The 19,522-nt window shown below is 70.9% G+C and carries 21 protein-coding genes; 2 read left to right on the forward strand and 19 right to left on the reverse strand.

All coding sequences use genetic code 11. The features are described 5' to 3' along the window. Positions 1-173: 173 nt before the first annotated feature. The 12 genes from G472_RS0112000 to G472_RS0112055 all read right to left on the reverse strand — a co-directional run bounded on the left by G472_RS0112000 (position 174) and on the right by G472_RS0112055 (position 10,573). Entirely contained in the window at positions 174-911 is a 738-nt protein-coding gene (locus G472_RS0112000; protein ID WP_029008596.1) for a phosphatase PAP2 family protein, read from the reverse strand. Between the two features lie 28 nt (positions 912-939). Continuing rightward, positions 940-2,007: a hypothetical protein gene (locus G472_RS32725; protein WP_051340721.1), complete on the reverse strand. Its 1,068-nt coding sequence runs from the start codon at positions 2,005-2,007 to the stop codon at positions 940-942. A gap of 201 nt (positions 2,008-2,208) precedes the next feature. Then, entirely contained in the window at positions 2,209-2,427 is a 219-nt protein-coding gene (locus G472_RS0112010) for a DUF1150 family protein (RefSeq protein WP_029008597.1), read from the reverse strand. Between the two features lie 58 nt (positions 2,428-2,485). Further along, entirely contained in the window at positions 2,486-2,974 is a 489-nt protein-coding gene (locus tag G472_RS0112015) for an Hsp20 family protein (protein ID WP_029008598.1), read from the reverse strand. Positions 2,975-3,074: 100 nt separating this feature from the next. Continuing rightward, positions 3,075-4,214: an NAD(P)/FAD-dependent oxidoreductase gene (locus tag G472_RS0112020; protein ID WP_029008599.1), complete on the reverse strand. Its 1,140-nt coding sequence runs from the start codon at positions 4,212-4,214 to the stop codon at positions 3,075-3,077. 82 nt (positions 4,215-4,296) lie between these two features. Beyond that, positions 4,297-4,947 (reverse strand): NapC/NirT family cytochrome c, encoded by a 651-nt coding sequence (locus G472_RS32730; protein ID WP_051340722.1) that lies wholly within the window; start codon positions 4,945-4,947, stop codon positions 4,297-4,299. A 17-nt stretch (positions 4,948-4,964) separates the two neighbouring features. Further along, on the reverse strand, positions 4,965-5,423 hold the full coding sequence (locus G472_RS0112030) for a nitrate reductase cytochrome c-type subunit (protein ID WP_245593466.1): 459 nt from the start codon (positions 5,421-5,423) through the stop codon (positions 4,965-4,967). Then, positions 5,420-6,340, reverse strand: a complete 921-nt coding sequence (gene napH, locus G472_RS32735; protein ID WP_084536594.1) for a quinol dehydrogenase ferredoxin subunit NapH — start codon at positions 6,338-6,340, stop codon at positions 5,420-5,422. Before napH ends, G472_RS0112030 begins: the two co-directional genes overlap by 4 nt. After that, on the reverse strand, positions 6,337-7,104 hold the full coding sequence (napG, locus tag G472_RS32740) for a ferredoxin-type protein NapG (protein WP_035692131.1): 768 nt from the start codon (positions 7,102-7,104) through the stop codon (positions 6,337-6,339). Before napG ends, napH begins: the two co-directional genes overlap by 4 nt. Positions 7,105-7,254: 150 nt before the next feature. Continuing rightward, positions 7,255-9,750 (reverse strand): nitrate reductase catalytic subunit NapA, encoded by a 2,496-nt coding sequence (napA, locus tag G472_RS0112045; protein WP_029008601.1) that lies wholly within the window; start codon positions 9,748-9,750, stop codon positions 7,255-7,257. Next, positions 9,747-10,055, reverse strand: coding sequence for a chaperone NapD (locus G472_RS0112050; RefSeq protein ID WP_029008602.1), 309 nt, complete (start codon positions 10,053-10,055; stop codon positions 9,747-9,749). The genes napA and G472_RS0112050 overlap by 4 nt, the downstream gene beginning before the upstream one ends. Further along, positions 10,046-10,573, reverse strand: a complete 528-nt coding sequence (locus tag G472_RS0112055) for a ferredoxin-type protein NapF (RefSeq protein ID WP_035692134.1) — start codon at positions 10,571-10,573, stop codon at positions 10,046-10,048. The genes G472_RS0112050 and G472_RS0112055 overlap by 10 nt, the downstream gene beginning before the upstream one ends. Before the next feature lie 372 nt (positions 10,574-10,945). On the opposite strand from G472_RS0112055, the gene G472_RS32745 reads away from it, so the two are divergent. Together G472_RS32745 and fixJ are read left to right on the forward strand one after the other, a co-directional pair. Next, positions 10,946-12,496 carry a PAS domain-containing sensor histidine kinase gene (locus G472_RS32745; RefSeq protein ID WP_245593467.1) on the forward strand — a complete coding sequence of 517 codons (1,551 nt, stop codon included), beginning with the start codon at positions 10,946-10,948 and terminating at the stop codon, positions 12,494-12,496. After that, entirely contained in the window at positions 12,486-13,142 is a 657-nt protein-coding gene (gene fixJ, locus G472_RS0112065; RefSeq protein WP_029008604.1) for a response regulator FixJ, read from the forward strand. The genes G472_RS32745 and fixJ overlap by 11 nt, the downstream gene beginning before the upstream one ends. Positions 13,143-13,150: 8 nt before the next feature. On the opposite strand, the gene G472_RS32750 is transcribed toward fixJ, so the two are convergent. The 7 genes from G472_RS32750 to G472_RS0112100 are packed head-to-tail and all read right to left on the reverse strand — an operon-like array spanning position 13,151 to position 19,521. Next, on the reverse strand, positions 13,151-14,341 hold the full coding sequence (locus G472_RS32750) for a PP2C family protein-serine/threonine phosphatase (protein WP_035692135.1): 1,191 nt from the start codon (positions 14,339-14,341) through the stop codon (positions 13,151-13,153). Further along, positions 14,338-15,537 (reverse strand): response regulator, encoded by a 1,200-nt coding sequence (locus G472_RS32755; protein WP_245593468.1) that lies wholly within the window; start codon positions 15,535-15,537, stop codon positions 14,338-14,340. Before G472_RS32755 ends, G472_RS32750 begins: the two co-directional genes overlap by 4 nt. A 25-nt stretch (positions 15,538-15,562) precedes the next feature. After that, positions 15,563-16,309 carry an ATP-binding protein gene (locus tag G472_RS0112080; protein WP_051340723.1) on the reverse strand — a complete coding sequence of 249 codons (747 nt, stop codon included), beginning with the start codon at positions 16,307-16,309 and terminating at the stop codon, positions 15,563-15,565. An 11-nt stretch (positions 16,310-16,320) separates the two neighbouring features. Further along, a complete protein-coding gene (locus tag G472_RS0112085; RefSeq protein WP_029008606.1) occupies positions 16,321-16,626 on the reverse strand; it encodes an STAS domain-containing protein in 306 nt (101 codons plus the stop codon). Between the two features lie 22 nt (positions 16,627-16,648). Further along, positions 16,649-17,818, reverse strand: a complete 1,170-nt coding sequence (locus tag G472_RS0112090) for a methyl-accepting chemotaxis protein (protein WP_029008607.1) — start codon at positions 17,816-17,818, stop codon at positions 16,649-16,651. A gap of 11 nt (positions 17,819-17,829) precedes the next feature. Beyond that, on the reverse strand, positions 17,830-18,888 hold the full coding sequence (locus tag G472_RS0112095; RefSeq protein WP_029008608.1) for a protein-glutamate methylesterase/protein-glutamine glutaminase: 1,059 nt from the start codon (positions 18,886-18,888) through the stop codon (positions 17,830-17,832). 6 nt (positions 18,889-18,894) lie between these two features. Continuing rightward, positions 18,895-19,521, reverse strand: coding sequence for a chemotaxis protein (locus G472_RS0112100; protein ID WP_029008609.1), 627 nt, complete (start codon positions 19,519-19,521; stop codon positions 18,895-18,897). Between the last annotated feature and the right edge of the window lies 1 nt (position 19,522).

Below are 19,522 nucleotides of genomic sequence, written 5' to 3' on the forward strand. Positions count from 1 at the left end.
CGTCGATACTCCTGCAAATCTCTTCGAGCTGCAATATTGCGAGATAAAAAGTTAAATCAATGTGAGCGAAATAATAAAAAATATCGCACCAAAGCATGAGACATCATTGAACTCATACACTGCAACAGTATTTCCGGGAAGATAAGAATGATGTCGTCCGGCGGGGAACGCCGTCAGAAGGCGAACCGGCCGTTGCCCTTTTCGACGTCACCGCGCCGCTGCAACCAGCGGGCGACCAGCCACACCGTCAGCGCCCAGGCGGCCCCCACCGTCCAGCCCGCCAGCACGTCGGTCGGCCAGTGGACGCCGAGATAGACGCGGCTGACCCCGACCAGCACGGTGACCGCCACGGCCAGCGTCAGGATGTACGCCTTGATGCGCGGGTCCGGTTCCACGCGCGCCAGCAGCGCGCCCAGCGTCAGGTAGGTCACCGCCGCCATCATGGAATGGCCGCTGGGGAAGCTGGCGGTGTAGACGTAGGCGCCGTGCGGCACCAGGTCGGGCCGTGCCCGTTCGAAAACCATCTTCAACAGCGTGCTCACCAGCATGCCGCCGCCCACCGACACCGGCAGCAGGGCGGCGGCCCGCCACAGGCGGCGCATCGCCAGGTAGCCGGTGACGGCCAGCGTCAGCATGGTCAACACCCCCATGCTGCCGAGCGCGGTGATGTCGCGCCCCATCTCCTCCAGCCAGCGCGGACCCAGCGGGTCGCTCACGTCGGCCGGATTGCGCAGGGCCAGCAGCACGGTGCGGTCGAACGCTTCGGTCTCGCCCTCGATCACCAGGTCGGCCAGCAGGACGAATCCCCACACGCCGCCCCCGACCAGCAGCAGCAGCACCAGCGTGCCCAGCCCGACCCGCTCGGCATAGGGGATGCGGTGCAGCCACGACCGCAGGCCGGCGACGGTCATCGCTCCTCCCGCTTCCCGGTCCACGGGGCTACACCCCCGAGGTGCGCGCCGATTGCTCCAGCGACTTGATGTGGGAGAGGCCGGGCAGGATCTCCGACTTGATGAACTCCAGCCGGCGGTTGGGGCCGCCGCCGCCGCGCGCGAAGCGGGTCTTCCACAGGTCCATCTTCACCGCCAGGCCGCACAGCACGCCGCCGATGGTGACGTGGTGGGAGGTGATCAGCTCGCGGATCGAGCGGAAGGTCGCGGCGTTGATGTCGCGCCAGAAATCCTTGGATCGGTTGTCGAAGCTCTCGAACCGGCCGGTGATCGAGGTGGAGATGTCCGTCAGGTCGCGGTTGATGTCGTCCAGCATCTTGCCCAGCCGGAAATCCCGTTTGATCTCGGCAGAGTCGCGGACCTCGGCCGTCCAGGTGAGGAAGCGCTGGACCTCGGGGACGATGGTGTCCAGGCATTTGCGGAAATAGGCCAGCGAGAGGAAGATGTCGCCGTACTCTTCCAGGAAGTTGGGGATCTCCATCAGCTCGATGTCGAGCCGGTCGGCCATCATGCGCAGGTTGCGCAGCGCGTCCTCCCGATTGGGGGTCGCGAACATGCGGATCAGGTCGTCGACGTCCCGGATCTGCAGCTCCTCACCGGCGTAGACGTATTCGATCAGCGGACGGGTGAACACCTGCATGTAGCGGGTCAGTTCCGCCCGCTTGCGCTCGGACAGGGTCAGCGCCTGATGGTCGTTGACCTTGATGTTGAGGCGGCGCAGTTCGATGCGCGAGGTGTAGACGTCGAAACTGGCGGCGTGCGCGATCTTGTCGATCAGCACCAGGTCGCGCTCCACCTCGTCCTTGTAGGAATCGAAATAGACGGCGACCTGATGGGGGTGCACCTGGCCGCTGCCGGTCTGCACGTCATTGAACATCTCGATGACGGTCTGCAGGCGCACGTTCTTGATCAGGCGCGCGTGCTGCAACCCCGGCGTCTCCAGGGGCAGAGCCGTCAGCGGCATGATGTGCAGGGCGTCGCGGGCCTCGTCGTCCCACGCCTTGCGGCGCGCACCACCCTCCACATCCCGGCCGGTGGCGTCATCATCCGTGTTCACTGTCTGATGACCGCCATCCACGGACACGGTCCTGTCTCCCCGGGGTGGGGCACCGGCCGACTTCGGCGGATCGCCCCGGTAAAATATCTGATTGCGCCCGCGATCCCCGTCCGGTCAAGTCCGGCGAGGTTCGTGCGACGAACGGCGGAGACGACACCGGCCCCGGCCGGAGGCCGGCCGGGGCGCGGTCGGGTGCGCCGGTCAGTGGACGCTGACGGGCTCCATGTCGTGCTGGCGCACGGCGGCGCAGGCGACGTCCCGATTGGGAAGGACGGTGAGCGGGGTGCCATCGGCCGCGTGCACCGCGAAGGTGATCGCGCCGTTGGTGTCCACCTGCTTGACGTAGGCGACGTGATTGACGCCGAAGGCGGCGAAGTCTTCGGGCGAGAGCAGCTGCAGGGTCTGCGGGGCGATGTTCATGGCGGGACTTTCGTCGTGAAATGCGTGCGGGGCGGGAAACCGATGGGACGCGGTTCCGTCACGCCTCCGGCGGGGAGGAGGGGTCGGGCGCGACGTCGATCTGCTGCGGCCCCGGAGGACGGCCGGCCGCCTTGCCGGGCTGCTTGATGGCGATGGTGCGCACCTTCGGCTCGGGCATCGGGCGGACCAGGTCGATGTTCAACAGGCCGTTGTCCAGGGTGGCGCCGACAACCTCGATGCCCTCCGCCAGGACGAAGCTGCGCTGGAACTGCCGCGCGGCGATGCCGCGGTGCAGGTACACGCGCGCCCGGTCGTCCTGCTGGCGGCCGCGGATCACAAGCTGGTTGTCCTCGATCTGCACCGACAGGTCGTCGTTGGTGAAGCCGGCCACCGCCAGGGTGATGCGCAGGCCGTCGTCGCCGATCTGCTCGATGTTGTAGGGGGGATAGCCTTCGGCCGAGTTCTTGGCGATCCGGTCGAGGGTGCGTTCGAACTGATCGAAGCCCAGCAGCAGGGGGCTGTTGAAGAGGGACAGACGAGTCGACATGGCGCATCCTCCTCGGAAGCGAGCGAGTTGCCGGAGGGCCCAGGGTAGCGGCGCCCGTTCCGCGGCGGCCCGGGCGAACCCGGCGCCACCAATTCCCCCATTAGATGGGGGATCCGCCCGAACGGTCAAGGCCATCCAGCCGCGCGGCCACCGCATCGGCGATGGCGAGGCAGGCGGTGAGACCCGGCGATTCGATGCCGAACAGGTTGACCAGCCCGCCGATGCCGTGGTCGGCGGGACCCTGGATCAGGAAGTCCGCGGCCGGCTCGCCGGGACCGCTCAGCTTGGGGCGGATGCCGCAATAGGCCGGCACCAGGCAGCCGTCGGGCAAACCCGGCCAATAGCGGCGGATGCTGTCGTAGAATCGCCCGGCGCGGCCGGGGTCGACGGTGTGGTCATGGGCCGTGCCGTCCAGCCACTCCACGTCCGGCCCGAAGCGGGCCTGCCCGGCCAGGTCCAGGGTCAGGTGCACGCCCAGGCCCCCGTCCTCCGGGACGGGGTAGACGAGGTGGCGGAACGGGGCGCGACCCCGCTCCGGGGCGTAATAGTTGCCCTTGGCCAGGCGGCGCGGCGGCACGGCGGCGGCGGGGAACCCCTCCAGCCCCCTCGCCACGTCCCACGCGCCCAGCCCGGCGGCGTTGACCAGCACCGTGCAGGCGATGCGCGTCGGCTCCGCCCCGCCGACCGCCAGCTCGATTCCGTCGTCCGTCACGCGACCGCCGGTCAGCGGGCTGTGGAAGGCGATCATGGCGCCGCGGTCCTCGGCGTCCCCTTGCAGGGCCAGCATCAGGCCGTGGCTGTCGATGATGCCGGTGGAGGGCGAGAGGAGCGCTGCCACCGCGTGCAGCTCCGGCTCCAGTGCGCGCACCGCGGCGGCGTCGAGAAGGCGCAGGTCCTCCACGCCGTTGGCGGCGGCCTGCCGGCGGATCGCCTCCAGCTTCGCCACCTGGCTGCCGTCGGTGGCGACGATCAGCTTGCCGAGCCGCCGGTGGGCGATGCCGCGCTCCGCGCAGAAACCGTAGAGGGCGTCGCGTCCGGCCACGCACAGGCGCGCCTTCAGGGACCCCGAAGGGTAATAGATGCCGGCGTGGATGACCTCGGAGTTGCGCGAGCTGGTGCCGGTGCCGATGGCTTCCGCCGCCTCCAGCACCACCACCTCCCGCCCGGCCAGCGCCAGGCGCCGCGCCACCGCCAGCCCGACCACGCCGGCCCCGACCACGACGCACTCGACCCGTTCCATCCCCTCCGGTCTCCCCTTGCCCGCCCCGCGCACCGACGCACAGTGGGGGCAAATCCCCGCGCGGTGCAAGGGGCGGCGGCGGTCAGCGGGCCGCCTGCTCCAGCGCCCGCGTGGCGGCCGGGGTGCCGGCGGGCAGATGGTGGGCGATGCCCTTGTGGCAGTCGATGCAGGTCTGTCCGTTCTCGGGCGCCGCCAGGTGCAGCGGGCGGGCGCGTTCGCTTTGCAGGGCGACGTCCATGGACTGGAAGTTGTGGCAGTTGCGGCACTCGCGCGAATCGTTGGCCTTCATGCTGCGCCACACGTTGCCGGCCAGACGCAGGCGCTGCTCCTCGAAATCCTCGGTCGTTTGGATGGAGCCGAGGATGTGATGGTACAGCTCCTTCGACGCCTCGATCTTGCGGACCACCTTGTGCGTCCAGTCCTTGGGCACGTGGCAGTCCGGGCAGGTGGCGCGCACGCCCGAGCGGTTGCTGTCGTGCACGGTGCCGCGGTACTCGGCATAGACGTTGTCGCGCATCTCGTGGCAGGAGACGCAGAACTGTTCGTTGTTGGTCGCCTCCATCGCCCAGTTGAAGCCGCCCCAGAAGAGCACGCCGCCGGTCGCGCCGACGATCAGCAGGGTGCCCAGGGACCAGCGGACGGAGGGGCTCCACAGCACCCCCCACAGGCGGGCGAGCGGGCCGGGCCGCCGGGCGGCGTCGCCGCCGGCGGTGTCACGGGGTTCGGTCGTCATGGCCGGGTCTCTTTCGGTCAGCGCAGCGTCGGGGCAGGGGCGAACTCGTTCTCCACCAGCGGCTTGGCATCGGTCTGCGGGACGTGGCACTGGGTGCAGAACCAGCGGGTGCCGGCGATGGAGTCGAGGCGGTTGCCGTCGCGGTCCAGATAGTGGGTCTCGCTGATCTGCGGTGCCCGCATGCGCTTGGCGTTGGACCAGTCGTGGCAGGAGACGCACTGGTTGACGTTGCGGTCGACCTGGTACTTCTCCACCTTGTGCGGGATGAGCGGCGGCTGCTGGCGGAAGTTGCGCGACCAGCTCCCGCCCTCCTGGTACTTGAAGATGTCGATGGAGGGCGCCTGGTCGGTCGCCGGGATCTCCACGGCGCCGCGCAGGGACTGCAGGTCGGCGGTGAAGGCGCCCGCCGGCAGGACGGCGGCGGAGACGAGCGCCATGCCGGCCGCGGCGGCGATGAGCTTCAGATGGGATTTCACGAGGGGTCTCCTTGACGAAGGGCTGTGGCGCCGACGGGGGTGCCGGCCGCCGGCAGGCGGGGCCGGTGCAGGCCGAGGGCGAAGACGTCGTGCGGGCATACGTCGATGCAGCGGCCGCAGGCCGTGCAGTCGGGTGAGTGGATCACGTCGGTGCCGGTGTCCCGCAGGGCGGGTGCGATGACGTGGGGTTCGGGGCAGACCTGATAGCAGTCCATGCAGTGGTCACACGCCGCGCGCCGCGGCGCCGCCACCGCCACCGTGCCGAAGCGGCCGACCCGGGCGTAGAAGGCGCCGACCGGGCAGAGGTGGCCGCACCAGCCGCGCGGCGCCACCGCCAGGTCGAACAGGAAGATCGCGGCCACCACCGTCCACACCAGGCCGCCGGCGGCCAGGGAGCCGAACACCAGCGAGCGGTGCAGCAGGGTGACGGGGTTCACCGCCTCCCACACCACCACGCCGGTGACCAGGGAGGCCAGCAGCACCGCCGCCAGCACCATGTGGCGCAGGCGCCGGTTCAGCGCCGTGCCCTCCTTCAGCCCCAGCCGGCGGCGCAGGGCGGCGGCGGCGTCGGTGACCGGGTTGATCGGGCACACCCACGAGCAGTAGAGCCGGCCGCGCAGCAGCGCGTACGCCCCCAGCACCAGGATGGCCCCGATCACCGCCGCCGTCTCCGGCGCGTGACCGGCCAGCAGCGATTGCGCCAGCACCAGCGGATCGGTCAGCGGCAGCACGCCCAGCGTCTCGCTGGCCGCCAGCGTGCCCTTGGTGATCCACACGCCGAACAGCGGTCCGGTGAGGAACAGGGCGAGGAACGCCGCCTGGGCGGTGCGGCGGGCGATCAGCCAGCCGTTCGCCCGCAGCCGGCCCTTGGCGGCCACCGCCGCCGGGCCCGGCCGGCGCCGCGAGGGCGCGCTCATGGCCGGAACTCCCCGTTCAGGGACGGCGGCACGTAGCCGCGGTCGGGCAGGTCGATGATGCCGTCCACCAGCGGCTTGCCGGCGCGCTCCTGCTCCTTCCAGCCCAGCCGGTAATGGTCGCCGAGACGGCCGCGCGCCAGGTCGGCGGGCAGCACCTTGATCGCCGCCTCTTCCAGCACGCAGGACTTCTCGCACTTGCCGCAGCCGGTGCAGACGTCGGTGTCGACCACCGGGATCAGGTGGGCGTGGCGGCCGGTGCGTTCGTTGTGGCGCATCTCCAGCCGGATCGCCGTGTCGATCAGCGGGCAGACCCGGTAGCAGACGTCGCAGCGCAGCCCCAGCACGTTCAGGCAGGTCTCGTGGCCGACCAGCACGGCCGAGCCCATGCGGGCGTCGTCGATGCGGGTCAGCGTCTTCGTCAGGGCGCCGGTGGGGCAGGCGGCGACACAGGGGATGTCCTCGCACATCTCGCACGGGATCTCCCGGGCGACGAAGTACGGCGTTCCCGTCGCCGCGGCGTCGGCCAGATCGGCCAGCCGCAGCGTGTCGTACGGGCAATCGCGCACGCACAGCCCGCAGCGCACGCACGCCGCCAGGAAGTCGGCCTCGGCCAGCGCGCCCGGCGGGCGCAGGGCGGTGGCCGCCAGCGTGCGCGACGGGGCGGCGACGCGGCCCAGCAGCAGCGCCAGGAAGCCGGTCCCGCACACCGCCGCCGCCGCTGCCAGCACCCGCCGCCGGCCGGGACCCTCAGGTGATGCGCTCATGGTGAGCACTCCGGTTGCCGGTGGAGCGTGGTCGCACCGGGCCCCCCTCCTGGCCTCCCCCCACTGCGCGGGGGGAGGAACGCGAGCCCTCCCCCGTCGAAGATGGGGGAGGGTTGGGTGGGGGCCCGGCGTAGCCGCTCCCGCTCCGCCTTACACCTGCGCCGTCTTCTCGACCTTGCAGGCGCACTTCTTGAAGTCCGTCTCCTTGGAGATCGGGCAGGTGGCGTCGAGGGTCAGCTTGTTGACCAGCTGGCTCTCGTCGAAGAAGGGGATGTAGACCATCCCGCGCGGCGGCTTGTTGCGCCCCTGGGTCTCGACGCGGGTCGTCACGTCGCCGCGCCGGGTCGACAGCCGCACCACCATGCCGCGACGCAGGGAGCGGGCGGCGGCGTCGTCGGGGTGCATGTACACCACGGCGTTGGGGAAGGCGCGGTGCAGCTCCGGCACCCGGCGCGTCATGGTGCCGGTGTGCCAGTGCTCCAGCACGCGGCCGGTCACCAGCCACAGGTCGTACTCGCCGTCCGGGCTCTCCGCCGGGGGCTGGTAGGGCAGGGCGAAGATGTTGGCCTTGCCGTCCTTGTGGCCGTAGAAGCGCACGCCCTCGCCGGCCGGCACGTAGCTGTCGTACCCTTCCCGGAAGCGCCACAGCGTCTCCTTGCCGTCCACCACCGGCCAGCGCAAGCCCCGCGAGCGGTGGTACAGCTCGAAGTCGGCCAGGTCGTGGGCCTTGCCGCGGCCGAAGCGGGCGTACTCCTCGAACAGCCCCTTCTGGACGTAGAAGCCCATCAGGCGCGATTCATCGTTGTCGTGCCCCGGCTGGATCTGGTCCAGGCCGTACGCGTCGACGGTGCCGTTGGCGTACAGCACGTCGAACAGGGTCTTGCCGCGCACCTCCGGCTTTTTGGCGATCAGCTCCTCGGGCCACACCTCCTCGACCCGGAAGCGCTTGGAGAACTCCATGAGCTGCCACAGGTCGGAGCGCGACTCGCCCGGCGCCTTCACCTGCTGGCGCCAGAACTGGGTGCGCCGCTCGGCGTTGCCGTAGGCGCCCTCCTTCTCCATCCACATGGCGGTGGGCAGGATCAGGTCGGCGGCCATGGCCGACACCGTCGGGTAGGCGTCGGACACCACCACGAAGTTGGCCGGGTTGCGCCAGCCGGGGAACATCTCCTCATTGATGTTGGGACCGGCCTGCATGTTGTTGGTGCACATGGTCCAGTAGCAGTTCAGCTTGCCGTCCTTCAGCATCCGGCTTTGCAGAACCGCGTGGTAGCCGATCTTGTCGGGGATGGTCCCCTCGGGAACGTTCCAGATCGCTTCGGTCTTGGCGCGGTGGTCGGGGTTGGTGACCACCATGTCGGCGGGCAGGCGGTGGGCGAAGGTGCCGACCTCGCGCGCGGTGCCGCAGGCGGAGGGCTGGCCGGTCAGCGAGAAGGGGCCGCAGCCCGGCGTGGAGATCTTCCCCGTCAGCAGGTGCACATTGTACATCAGGTTGTTCACCCACGTACCGCGCGTGTGCTGGTTGAACCCCATGGTCCAGAACGAGACGACCTTGACGGTCGGGTCGGCGTACAGCTCGGCCAGGGCCAGCAGCTTGTCCGCCGGCACCCCGGACAGGGCGGCCGCCTTCTCCACGGTGTACTCGGCGACGAAGGCCTTGAAGGCGTCGAAGCTCATGGGCTCCGACGCGTTGGGGTCCTTGGCGTCCTTGGCCCCCGCTTCCAGCGGGTGGTCGGGCCGCAGGCCGTAGCCGATGTCGGTGACGCCCTTCTTGAAGTTCACGTGTTTGGCGACGAACGCCTCGTCCACCCGGCCGGTGGTGATGATGTGGTTGGCGATGAAGTTCAGGATCGCCAGGTCCGACTGGGGCGTGAAGGTCATGGCGATGTCGGCCAGCTCGTACGAGCGGTGCTCGAACGTGGACAGCACGGCGACCTTGCAGCCCTTGTGGGTCAGGCGCCGGTCGGTCAGGCGCGACCACAGGATGGGGTGCATCTCCGCCATGTTGGAGCCCCACAGCACGAAGGCGTCGGCGTGCTCCACGTCGTCGTAGCAGCCCATCGGCTCGTCGATGCCGAAGGTGCGCATGAAGCCGGCCACGGCCGAGGCCATGCAGTGGCGGGCATTGGGGTCCAGGTTGTTGGAGCGCAGGCCCGCCTTGTAGAGCTTGGACGCGGCGTAGCCTTCCCAGATCGTCCACTGGCCGGAGCCGAACATGCCCACGGCCGTCGGGCCGGTGGTCTTCAGCGCCTCCTTCCACTTGGCGGCCATGACGTCGAACGCCTCGTCCCACGACACCGGCGTGAACTCGCCGTCCTTGGCGTACTGGCCGTTCTTCTTGCGCAGGAGCGGCCGGGTCAGCCGGTCCTCGCCGTACATGATCTTGGAGAGGAAGTAGCCCTTGATGCAGTTCAGGCCGCGGTTGACCGGCGCCTCGGGATCGCCCTGGGTGGCGACGACGCGGCCGTCCTTCACGCCGACCAGCACGCCGCAGCCGGTGCCGCAAAAGCGGCACACGCCCTTGTCCCAGCGGATGCCGTCGCGGCCGGCCGCCTGTGCCAGCGCCGGTGATACGGGCAGCCCCGCCACGGCGGCGGTGGCGGCGACGGCGTTGGCCTTGACGAAGTCTCGCCTGGTGAGCGTCATGACGGCATCTCCTCCGACAGGTCGTCGGTCTCGCAGTGGTGGTAGACCAGGGCCGCGGACGCGACGCCCTCGATCTCGGTCAGGGTCTTGAGGGTGAGGGCGGCCGGGGCGCCCTCGGCGTCCTCGATGGTGAGGACGAGGCGCCCGTCGGCGGCCGACTGGTGGATCTCCACTCCCGGCAGCGCCGTCAGGCGGCCGCACGCGGCGTCGAGACGGGCGGGGTCGGCGTGGACGAGGACGCCGCAGATGTTGTGCCCGCGCGGCGGGCGGGCGGCCTCCTCGCGGACGAAGCGGTTCACCCGCATGCGGCTTTCTCCTGTGACAGGTCGTTGGAACGCAGGGTGATGACGCCGGCCGGGCAGGGGCCGGCGCAGGCGCCGCAGCCGGTGCAGGCGGCGGCGTCGACCTCGGGCAGCCGGCGGCCGCCCCCCAGCGGACGGAAGCGGATGGCGCCGGCCGGGCAGTGCTCGCCGCAGATCCGGCACTCCACCGCGGACAGGGCGATGCAGCGTGCACCGACATCGGCGACGAGGGTCCACGGCGCCGCCGCTGCCGCCGCCCCGGTGCGGTTCAGGGCACCGGTGGGGCAGGCGTCGGCGCAGGCGCCGCAGAAGGTGCAGCCGCCGGCGGCGAACGCCATGGCCGGGCGGCCGGGGCGGTCGCGGCCGATGATCCGCTCCGGACAGGCGGCGGCGCAGCGCCCGCAGCCGTCGCAGGCGGCGGCGAAGGACGCGGCGTCCTCCAGCGCCCACGGCGGGCGGATCGCGGCGGGGGATGCCGCGACGTGTCCTCGGAACAGATCGGCTCGGCTGACGCCAGCCATGGGGCACGCCTTTCCCGTTGGCGGCCCGTCCCCGTCGCCGGGGAGTGCCGCATTGGTTGTACCGGTGGTTCGGATGTCCGTGTCGGGATCGACTCTGGCACGGCCGGGGGCCGCGGGCTTGACGCCGGTCAAGTCGGCGCCCCCGATCGGCCGGCCCGGGCCGCGACATTTTGGCCGGCTCGGCGCACCGCCGGGGCGGTGCTGCCCAAGGTTTAGGCGGGCATGACCTATTACGATAGTCGGGGAAAACCCCTAAGGGATTGTACTTATGGTGAAAGCGGGAGCGGGGCGGTGTCGGATGCCGTTGACCCCACGACCAAGTCAACTATGCTTTAAGAACGTGAGGGTGTCACACGCCGGGGGTGAGGTGCAGTGCGGGGAGAGGACGCGGACCGCGGCGGCGATCTGCTGGCGCGTTTCCAGGCCATGATCGAGACGGTGCCCGACGGCGTGATCGTGATCGACGCCGACGGCCGCATCCTGAATTACAACCCGGCGTGCGAACGGTTGTTCGGCTGGCGGGCGGAGGAGGTGTGCGGCCGCAACGTCGCCATGCTGATGCCGCCGCCCTATCGGGAGGAGCACGACGGCTATCTCACCCGCTATCTGGCCACGGGGGAGCGGCGGATCATCGGCATCGGCCGCGAGGTCCGCGGGCAGCGCAAGGACGGCACCACCTTTCCCATGGAACTGGCGGTGGGCGAGGCGCGGCAGGGGGAGGGGCCGGCCTTCATCGGCATCATCCGCGACCTGACCGAGCGCCGGCGCGCCGAGGCGGAGATGCGCGAGCGCGAGGCGCGCCTTGCCTCGATCCTCGAGACGGTCCCTGACGCCATCGTCATCATCGACGAGGGCGGCCTGGTGGTGTCCTTCAGCCCGGCGGCGGAGCGGCTGTTCGGATACACCGCCGCCGACATGATGGGCCAGAACGTCAGCCTGCTGATGCCCTCGCCCTACCGCGAGCAGCACGACGCCTATCTCGCCCGCTACATCGCCACGGGGGAGCGGCGGATCATCGGCATCGGCCGCGTGGTGTCGGGCCGGCGCGCCGACGGATCGGTCTTCCCCATGGAGCTGGCGGTGGGGGAGGTGCGCACCGCCGGGCGGCGCCTGTTCACCGGATTCGTGCGCGACCTGACCGAACGGCAGGCCACCGAGAAGCGTCTCCAGGAACTCCAGGCGGAGCTGCTGCACGTCAGCCGCGTCAGCGCCATGGGCCAGATGGCCTCGACCCTGGCGCACGAACTGAACCAGCCGCTGACGGCCGTCATCAACTACGCCAAGGCGGTCAAGCGCATGCTGGCCAACGTCGAGGGGCCGGCGGTGCCGAAGGTCGCCGACACCATGGACAAGGCGGTGGCCCAGGCCACCCGCGCCGGGCAGATCATCCGCCGCCTGCGCGCCTTCATCGAGAAGGGCCACACCGAACGCACGGTGGAAAACCTGAACAAGGTGGTCGAAGAGGCGGCGGCCCTGGCCCTGGTGGGCGCCAAGGAGACGGGCATGCGCGTCCACTTCGACCTGCATCCGCAGGCGCTGCCGGTGGTGATCGACAAGGTGCAGATCCAGCAGGTGGTGCTGAACCTGGTGCGCAACGCCGCCGAGGCGATGGCGGAGTGCGAGCGGCGCGACCTGGTCATCGCCACCGGTCCCAGCGGCGAGTCGTCCGATCTGGCCGAGGTGTCGGTGGCCGACACCGGTCCCGGCATCGACGAGCGGGTGATGGAGCAGCTCTTCCAGCCCTTCGTCACCACCAAGGCCAAGGGCATGGGCCTCGGCCTGTCGATCTGCCGCTCCATCATCGATGCCCACGGCGGCCGGTTGTGGCCGCGGCGCCATCCCGCGGGCGGCACCGTGTTTCACTTCACCGTCCTGTCGGCCGATGCGCCGGGGGCCGAGGAGGAGGCCGGCGATGGCGAATGACCCGACCGTGTTCGTCATCGACGACGACGACGCCGTACGCGACTCCCTGCTGATCCTGCTGGAGAGCGCCGGGTTCCGGGTGGAGGCGTACGCCTCCCCCGCCGCTTTCCTGGACGGTGACGCACCGGCCCGGCCGGGGTGCCTTCTGACCGACGTGCGCATGCCCGGCATGAGCGGGCTGGAGTTGCAGGAGACGCTGGCGCAGCGCGGCAACCCCATGCCGGTGATCGTCATGACCGGACACGCCGACGTGCCGCTGGCGGTGCGCGCCATGAAGGCCGGGGCCGTGGACTTCATCGAGAAGCCCTTCGACGAGGAGACCCTGATCGGCGGCGTGCGCACCGCCCTGGCACGCGCCGGCGCCATGGCCGCCGCCTCGCCGCCCGCCGCTCCGCCCGCCGCTCCGCCTGCGGCGGCCTGCCCGCCGGAGGTGCTGGCGCGGCTGTCCAGCCTGACGCCGCGCGAACGCGACGTGCTGCGCGGGATGGTCGACGGCAAGTCGAACAAGGTCATCGCCTTCGACCTGTCCATCAGCCCGCGCACCGTGGAGATCCACCGCGCCCGGGTGATGGAGAAGATGCAGGCCGACAGCCTGCCCCAGCTCGTCCGCATGTCCCTCTCCGCCGGCTTTGCCGGCGGGCCTTGATGACCGGTTCAGGCCCCGGCCATACGCGTCACCAGCAGGGCGGTGAGGTCGTCGTCGATCGGGCCGCTGTCGGCCAGGGCCAGCCGCAGGCGGTCCAGGAAGGCGGCGCCGTCCGGGTCGTCCCGGCCGCAGGCGTCGACCAGGCCCAGCAGCCCGTCCTCGTCCAGCACGCCGCCGCCGGCGATCGGGATCTCCAGGGCGGCGTCGGAATAGAGGAACAGCCGTCCGCCCGGCGGCAGCGGCAGTGTACGCGTCTGGTAGTCGATGCCGTCGACCAGGCCCAGCGGCAGGCCGCTGCCGTCCCCCGCCTCCGGCGCCGCACCCCCCGGCCCCCACACCAGCGGCCGCGTCGAACCGGCCGAGGCGTACACGAAGCGGTTCTCCGCGGTGTCGACGACCCCCGACAGCATGGTCGCGAACTGGCCGGCTGGCAGCAGCGGGCACAGGCGGCGGTTGATGGCGGCCAGGAACGCCGCGGGATCGTACTCGGTGAAGTCCATCCGCTGGGTGATGGCGTGCAGGCGGAAGGTGTTGAGCGCCGCCCCCACGCCATGCCCGGAAAAGTCGACGAGATGCACGATCAGCCGCCCCCGCCCGTCGCGGTGCAGGTCCCAGCAGTCGCCCCCCAGCTCCGATGACGGGGCGAAGTGGGCGTCGATGCGCACGCCGGCCGCCGCCGTTCCGGCCAGCCGCTCCGGCGACGGCATCAGGCGTTCCTGCATCTGGCGGGCCAGCGCCAGTTCGCGCTCCGTGCGCTGACGGAACAGGCGCAGGTCGGCCAGCAGCGCCCGGTTCTGCAAATGGATGCGCACCCGCGACAGCAGTTCCACCGCGTTGATCGGCTTGGCCACGTAATCGGTGGCGCCGGCGGCAAAGGCCCTGGCGCGGTCCTCGGCGCGGTTGAGGCTGGACTGCACCAGCACCGGAAGGTCCTGCCACGCGGGCATGGCGCGCAGACGCCGGCACATGTCGAACCCGTCCAGGTGGGGCATCATGAGGTCGAGCAGGATCAGGTCCGGCCGGAAGGTGTCCAGCAGATCCAGCGCCTCGTTGCCATCCCCGGCGGTTTCCAGATGGCCGACGCCGCCGCGCTCCAGCAGCGCCGTCAGCAGGTGGCGGTTGATGCGGTTGTCGTCGACCACCAGCACCCGTGCCGCCTTCAGCTCCGCCGGGTCCGGGATGCTGCCGGCGGCGGTCATGCCCCGCCCTCCGCCCCGTCCTCCACCGTGTTGTCCGCCCCTGCCGCCGGGCGGTCGAGCCACACCAGGGTGTGGTCGTCGTCCGGCGTCTCTCCCAGCGCCGTGCGCGCCGCCTCCGCCGCTGCCGCGAAGCGGTCGCCGGGACCGTCCAGGGATGCTTCCAGCGCCGCCGCCAGGCGTGTCGCCGCGTCCCCGGCGGTGCTTGAGCGCAGCACCACGGCGGTGCCCGGGGGGAAGGGCACGGTGTGTTCGGCATAGCGGATGCCGGCCGCGGCGGCCAACGGCGGTCCGGCCCCTTCGGCGCTCCCGTCACCGGCGATCCGCGGCAGCGGCAGCGGCGGCGGGGCGGCGGCGGCGGCGTAGCGCAGGCACCCGGCCGCGCTGTCGACGACGGCGTAGAGCGCGCCGGCGCGCTCCCCCGGTTCCAGCAGGCGCACCGCACGGTCGTTCAGTTCCGACACCAGATCGGCCGGGGACCCGGCCAGGGCCGCCAGTTCGTACACCGCCGTGTGCAAGCGGAAGGCGTTCAGTGCCGCGGCCACCCCGTGTCCGTCCATGTCCAGCAGAAAGATCCCGAATCGCGCGTCGTCGCCGGGCACCCGCAGCGCTCCCCAGATGCCGCCGCCCAGTTCGGAGGACAGCAGCGTGTGCGCCCGCAGCCGCACCCCGGAGGCGGACCGAATCCGCTCGCGCAGGGCCGGTGACGGTGGCAGATGATCGTACATGGCGCGGGCCATCGCCAGTTCGCCCTCCACCCGGGCGCGGTAGGTCTGCAGGTCGCGGATCAGCACCCGGTTTTCCAGGTGGATGCGCACGCGCGCGATCAGCTCCGTCCGATCCAGGGGTTTCGACACCAGGTCGGTGGTGCCGGCGGCGAACGCCCGGTTGCGGTCGTCGTTGCCCGATAGCGCGGTCTGCACCAGCACCGGCAGGTCGGCGTAGGCATGGTCGGCGCGCAGGCGCCGACACAGCTCGAACCCGTCCATGCCCGGCATCATCAGGTCGAGAAGGACCAGGTCCGGCGTGCGGGCGGCGATGCGCTCCAGCGCCTCCGGACCGTTCGCGGCGAAGGCCAGGTCATGGAACCCGGCCTCATTCAGCATAGCGCCGATCAGGGTCCGGTTGTAGTCGGTGTCGTCGACCACCAGGATGTGGCACTCGCGGATCGGCAGCCGGCTTTCGGCCGCGGCGGTCACGTATCGACCTCCGGCGCGGGGCGCGTCACAGCCGGAACCGCATGCGGATGCGCCGGCCGTCGTCCAGCAGCTCGTATCCTTCGGCGATGGCGCTGATGAGGTCCAGGCCGCGACCGCTGGCACCGCCGCCCGCGGTGCCGGTGCCGGCCGGTGCGCGGGGGGCGAAGCCGGTGCCTTCGTCGGCCACCTCGACCACGCAGGCCCGCGGCTCCAGCCAGGCCCGGACCACGATGCGGCGGCCGGCGTAGGCGGGGTCCGCCATGCGTGACGCCAGTTCGGCGGAAAAGCGGTCGAGCGCGGCGACGCTCAGCCCTTTCATGCCCTCCACCTGCAGGTTGCCGTGGACGAGCGCGTTGGAAATGGCCTCGTGCAACGCCAGTTCCAGGTCGTCGCGCTGCGCGTCGGACAGCGGCCGCCGTTCGGCAATGGCGGCGACGAGGCGGCCGGCCAGATGAAGGCGGTTGGCGCTGGCGGTGGTGAAGCTGGCGAACAGGTCGGCGGCGGAGGCGGCGCTGACCGCTTGCGCCAGCGCGTCATCGGTCAGCGGCCCGACCTCTACCCACGCGGCGACAGGGCGCTGCCACAGGTCGACCGCGCCGGCCCCCTCGCCCTGCACCAGCAGGGCGGCGCGGGGATCCGCGGTGCCGTCAGCCGGGGCGGCGGCATCCGGTGCGGCCGGCCGGCAGGGCAGGCCCAGGCTGTGCGCCAGCCGCAGCGCGCGATCCGGCGCGATGCCGGACGTGAGGAGGACCGATACCGGGGTGGGCGCCACGACGATCGCCCCTATTCCTCGATCATCACGATCTTGTTGAGCTGCGCCACCGTCAGCACCCGGCGGACCTGACCGGTTGCGCTGCGCAGCACGAGCTGCTTGTTGGCGTTGGCCATCTCCTCGCGGGCGATCAGCAGCATGCCGATGCCGGCGGAATCCACGAACTCCAGCCCCTCCAGGTCCATCACCTGGCGGGCCGCCTGGTTCTGCAGCATCTCCCGGATCAGGGCCCGCAGCTTGGCGTGATCGTTGAATGTGAGGCGACCACGCAGCCGTACGATGGCCTGCTGATCCTTCACGTCGATTCCGTAGTCCATCGTTGCGCGTCCCCGCTGGAGCCTAAAACAACTCGATGTCGCCGCCGGAACTGTCGTCGCGGCCCGCTTCGGCGTCAAGCGCCCCGTGGAGGTCCAGCGCCGTGCCTTCGAGCAGCAGCCGGCGCACGAACCGCTGGCGGACGTCGCTCAGGCGAAAGCGTTCCAGCAGGCCGTCCAGCCAGACCTGCGGCACCGGGATGTCCACATGGGGCGGCAGTTTGCCGCGGGTGCGGTCCTCCAGATCCTCCAGCCCGGCGGTGATGACGTGCAGGCTGTCGCCGATCGCCTCCAGGCGCTGCTTGGTCAGGTCCTGGAACTGCATGCCGGTGACCACGTGGGCGATGGTGCCCGACATCTCCTGCGACACCCGGGCTGCGGTCTCCAGGACCGCCTGGAAATGCCCGGTCTGGCGGACCAGGCTCTCCATGGTCTTGTCCACATGCTCCTTGGCCAGCATCTGCGGTGACATGTCCGTGTCGGCGATGGTGCGCAGGATTTCGTGGCCGTGGCGCACGCCGTGGACCACCGCGTTGACCTTGGCGCGCATGCGGTCGGCCAGCGCCCCGGTGTTGCGCGACAGGTGCCGCACCTCCTGCGCCACGACGGCGAAGGTGCGCCCGGCCTCGCCGGCCCGGCTCGCCTCGATGGTGGCGTTCAGCGCCAGGAAGTTGGTCTGCCGGTTGATGGCGTCGATGTCGCTGATGGACTTCTCCAGCTCCGTCACGTCCTTCTGCACGTCATCGAGCAGGTAGACCATGCTCATCGCCTGCTTGGACAGGTTGACGATGTTGGAGATCATTTCGGCGATGGAATGCTGCATCTGGACGACCACGTCGTCGAGCGGCACCCGGTCGCCGTCGATGTCGACGGTTCCGGCGGTGGCGACGATCTGTTCGACCCGCTGCGACTGGTCGAGCGCCTTCTCCGCCAGCTCGCGAAAGCGCGCGGACAGGTCCAGCGTCGAGGTCTCCACAAGGTCGGACGCGCGCACCAGCTCGCCCTGGACGGCCTCCAGGGTGCGCCGCTGCACGTCGGCGAACCCCATCCAGGTCGCCAGCAGTTCATAATCGACGACCACCTGCGGGCCGTGGTCCCCCGGTCCGCCGTCGATTGCGGTCATCGGGTCGGCCACCGGCTCGGCCGCCGGCACGGCGGCGGCCGTCACCTTGCCGGGACGCCAGTCGAAAGCCATCGCAACACTCCTCACGTCGAACGGGGCCGGTCGCCGATGGCGTCGTACGCCCGCAGCATTTCCGCCGGAATCTGAGCCAGCGGCAGTTCGATGGCGACGGCTCCGGCCTCCCGCGCGGCGCGCGGCATGCCGTAGACGACGCAGCTCGATTCCTGCTCGCCGATGGTGTGGGCGCCGGCCCGGCGCATGGCCAGCAGCCCGGACGCACCGTCGCGGCCCATGCCGCTCAGGATCACGCCGACCGCCGCCGCCCCGGCGGCTTCAGCGACGGACTCGAACAGCACGTCGACCGACGGGCGGTGGCCGCTGACCGGCGGCCCGTCGTCGATGCGGCATGCGTAGCCGCCGGCGCCGTCGCGCACCACCATCAGGTGGCGGTCTCCCGGCGCGATCAGCGCCACGCCCGGCTCCAGCCGCGCCTTCCGATCGGCGACGCGCACCGACGGCGGCGTCTGACGGTCCAGGCGCGCCGCCAGGCTGGCGACGTAAGAGGGGCCGATGTGCTGGGTGATGACGATCGGCGGGCAATCCGCCGGCATCATCGCCAGCACCTCGCGCAGCCGTTCCACCCCGCCGGTGGAGGCGCCGATGGCGATGATGCCGTTGCCGCGGTGCCGCGGCGAGGCCAGGGACTTGCCCGCCGGCGGCGGGCGGCGCAGGGTCAGGCGCGCCGTGGCGGCGACGCGGATCTTGGCGACCAGTTCCTCCGCCATGGCCTCGAAGCCGTGGCCCTCCGCCCCGTCGGGCTTGGCGACGCAGTCGATGGCGCCCAACTCCAGGGCGCGCACGGCGGCGTCCGATCCTTCCTGCGTCAGCGACGACACCATCACCACCGGGGTGGGGCGCAGCGTCATGATCTTTTCCAGGAAGGCCAGCCCGTCCATGCGCGGCATCTCGACGTCCAGGGTGATGACGTCGGGGTTGGTGGTCTTGATCAGCTCGCGCGCCTCGTAGGGGTCGCGGGCGGTGCCCGCCACCTCGATCCCGCGCTCGCGGCCGAGGATGTCCTTCAGCATCTCCCGCATGAGGCTGCTGTCGTCAACGACCACGACGCGGATCGGCCTGGCCATGGCGGTTCAATCCTCTGCGAACAGTTCGACCTCGCCCTCGATCGGCGAGGCGCTGAGGTCGGACAGGAAGTGCATCTCCCGGCTCACCGTCTGCGGCAGGGCCTCGGGGCGCAGGAGCCGGCGCAGGGCCCGCCCCGAATGGGGAAAGAAGTGGATGCGCCGGGCCCGGTTGCCGCCCAGGTCCTCGCCGACCAGGCGCAGCCCCTCGCGCTCCACATAGGTGCGCACGAAGTCGGCGTTGCGGCGGCCGACGTCGGCGCTGGACGCGATGACCCGGGCGGCGCCGAACACCTTCACCTCCAGGCGCGAGCGCCGCCCCCCGCGCAACAGCACGGCGTTGACCAGCCATTCCATCGCCACCGCGCCGTAGCGGGCGGCGTCGTCGACACTGCCGGCGTCGGACTGCGGGACGTCGGGAAGCAGGAAGTGGTTCATGCCCCCCACCCCCGCCGCCGGGTCGTGCACGCACGCGGCCACGCAGCTTCCCAGCGTGGTGACCATCATGACGTCCGGCCGGTCGCTGATCGCGTGGCGGCCCAGCAGGACCTTGACCGCATGGGCCTGGAACTGCGGGTGGTAGTAAGTCCCGCCGAGACGGAGACCGGCGGCGCGGCGCCCGCTGTCGAGGCTCATG

The sequence above is a fragment of the Azospirillum halopraeferens DSM 3675 genome, from assembly GCF_000429625.1.
In the GTDB taxonomy this organism is placed as follows: domain Bacteria; phylum Pseudomonadota; class Alphaproteobacteria; order Azospirillales; family Azospirillaceae; genus Azospirillum; species Azospirillum halopraeferens.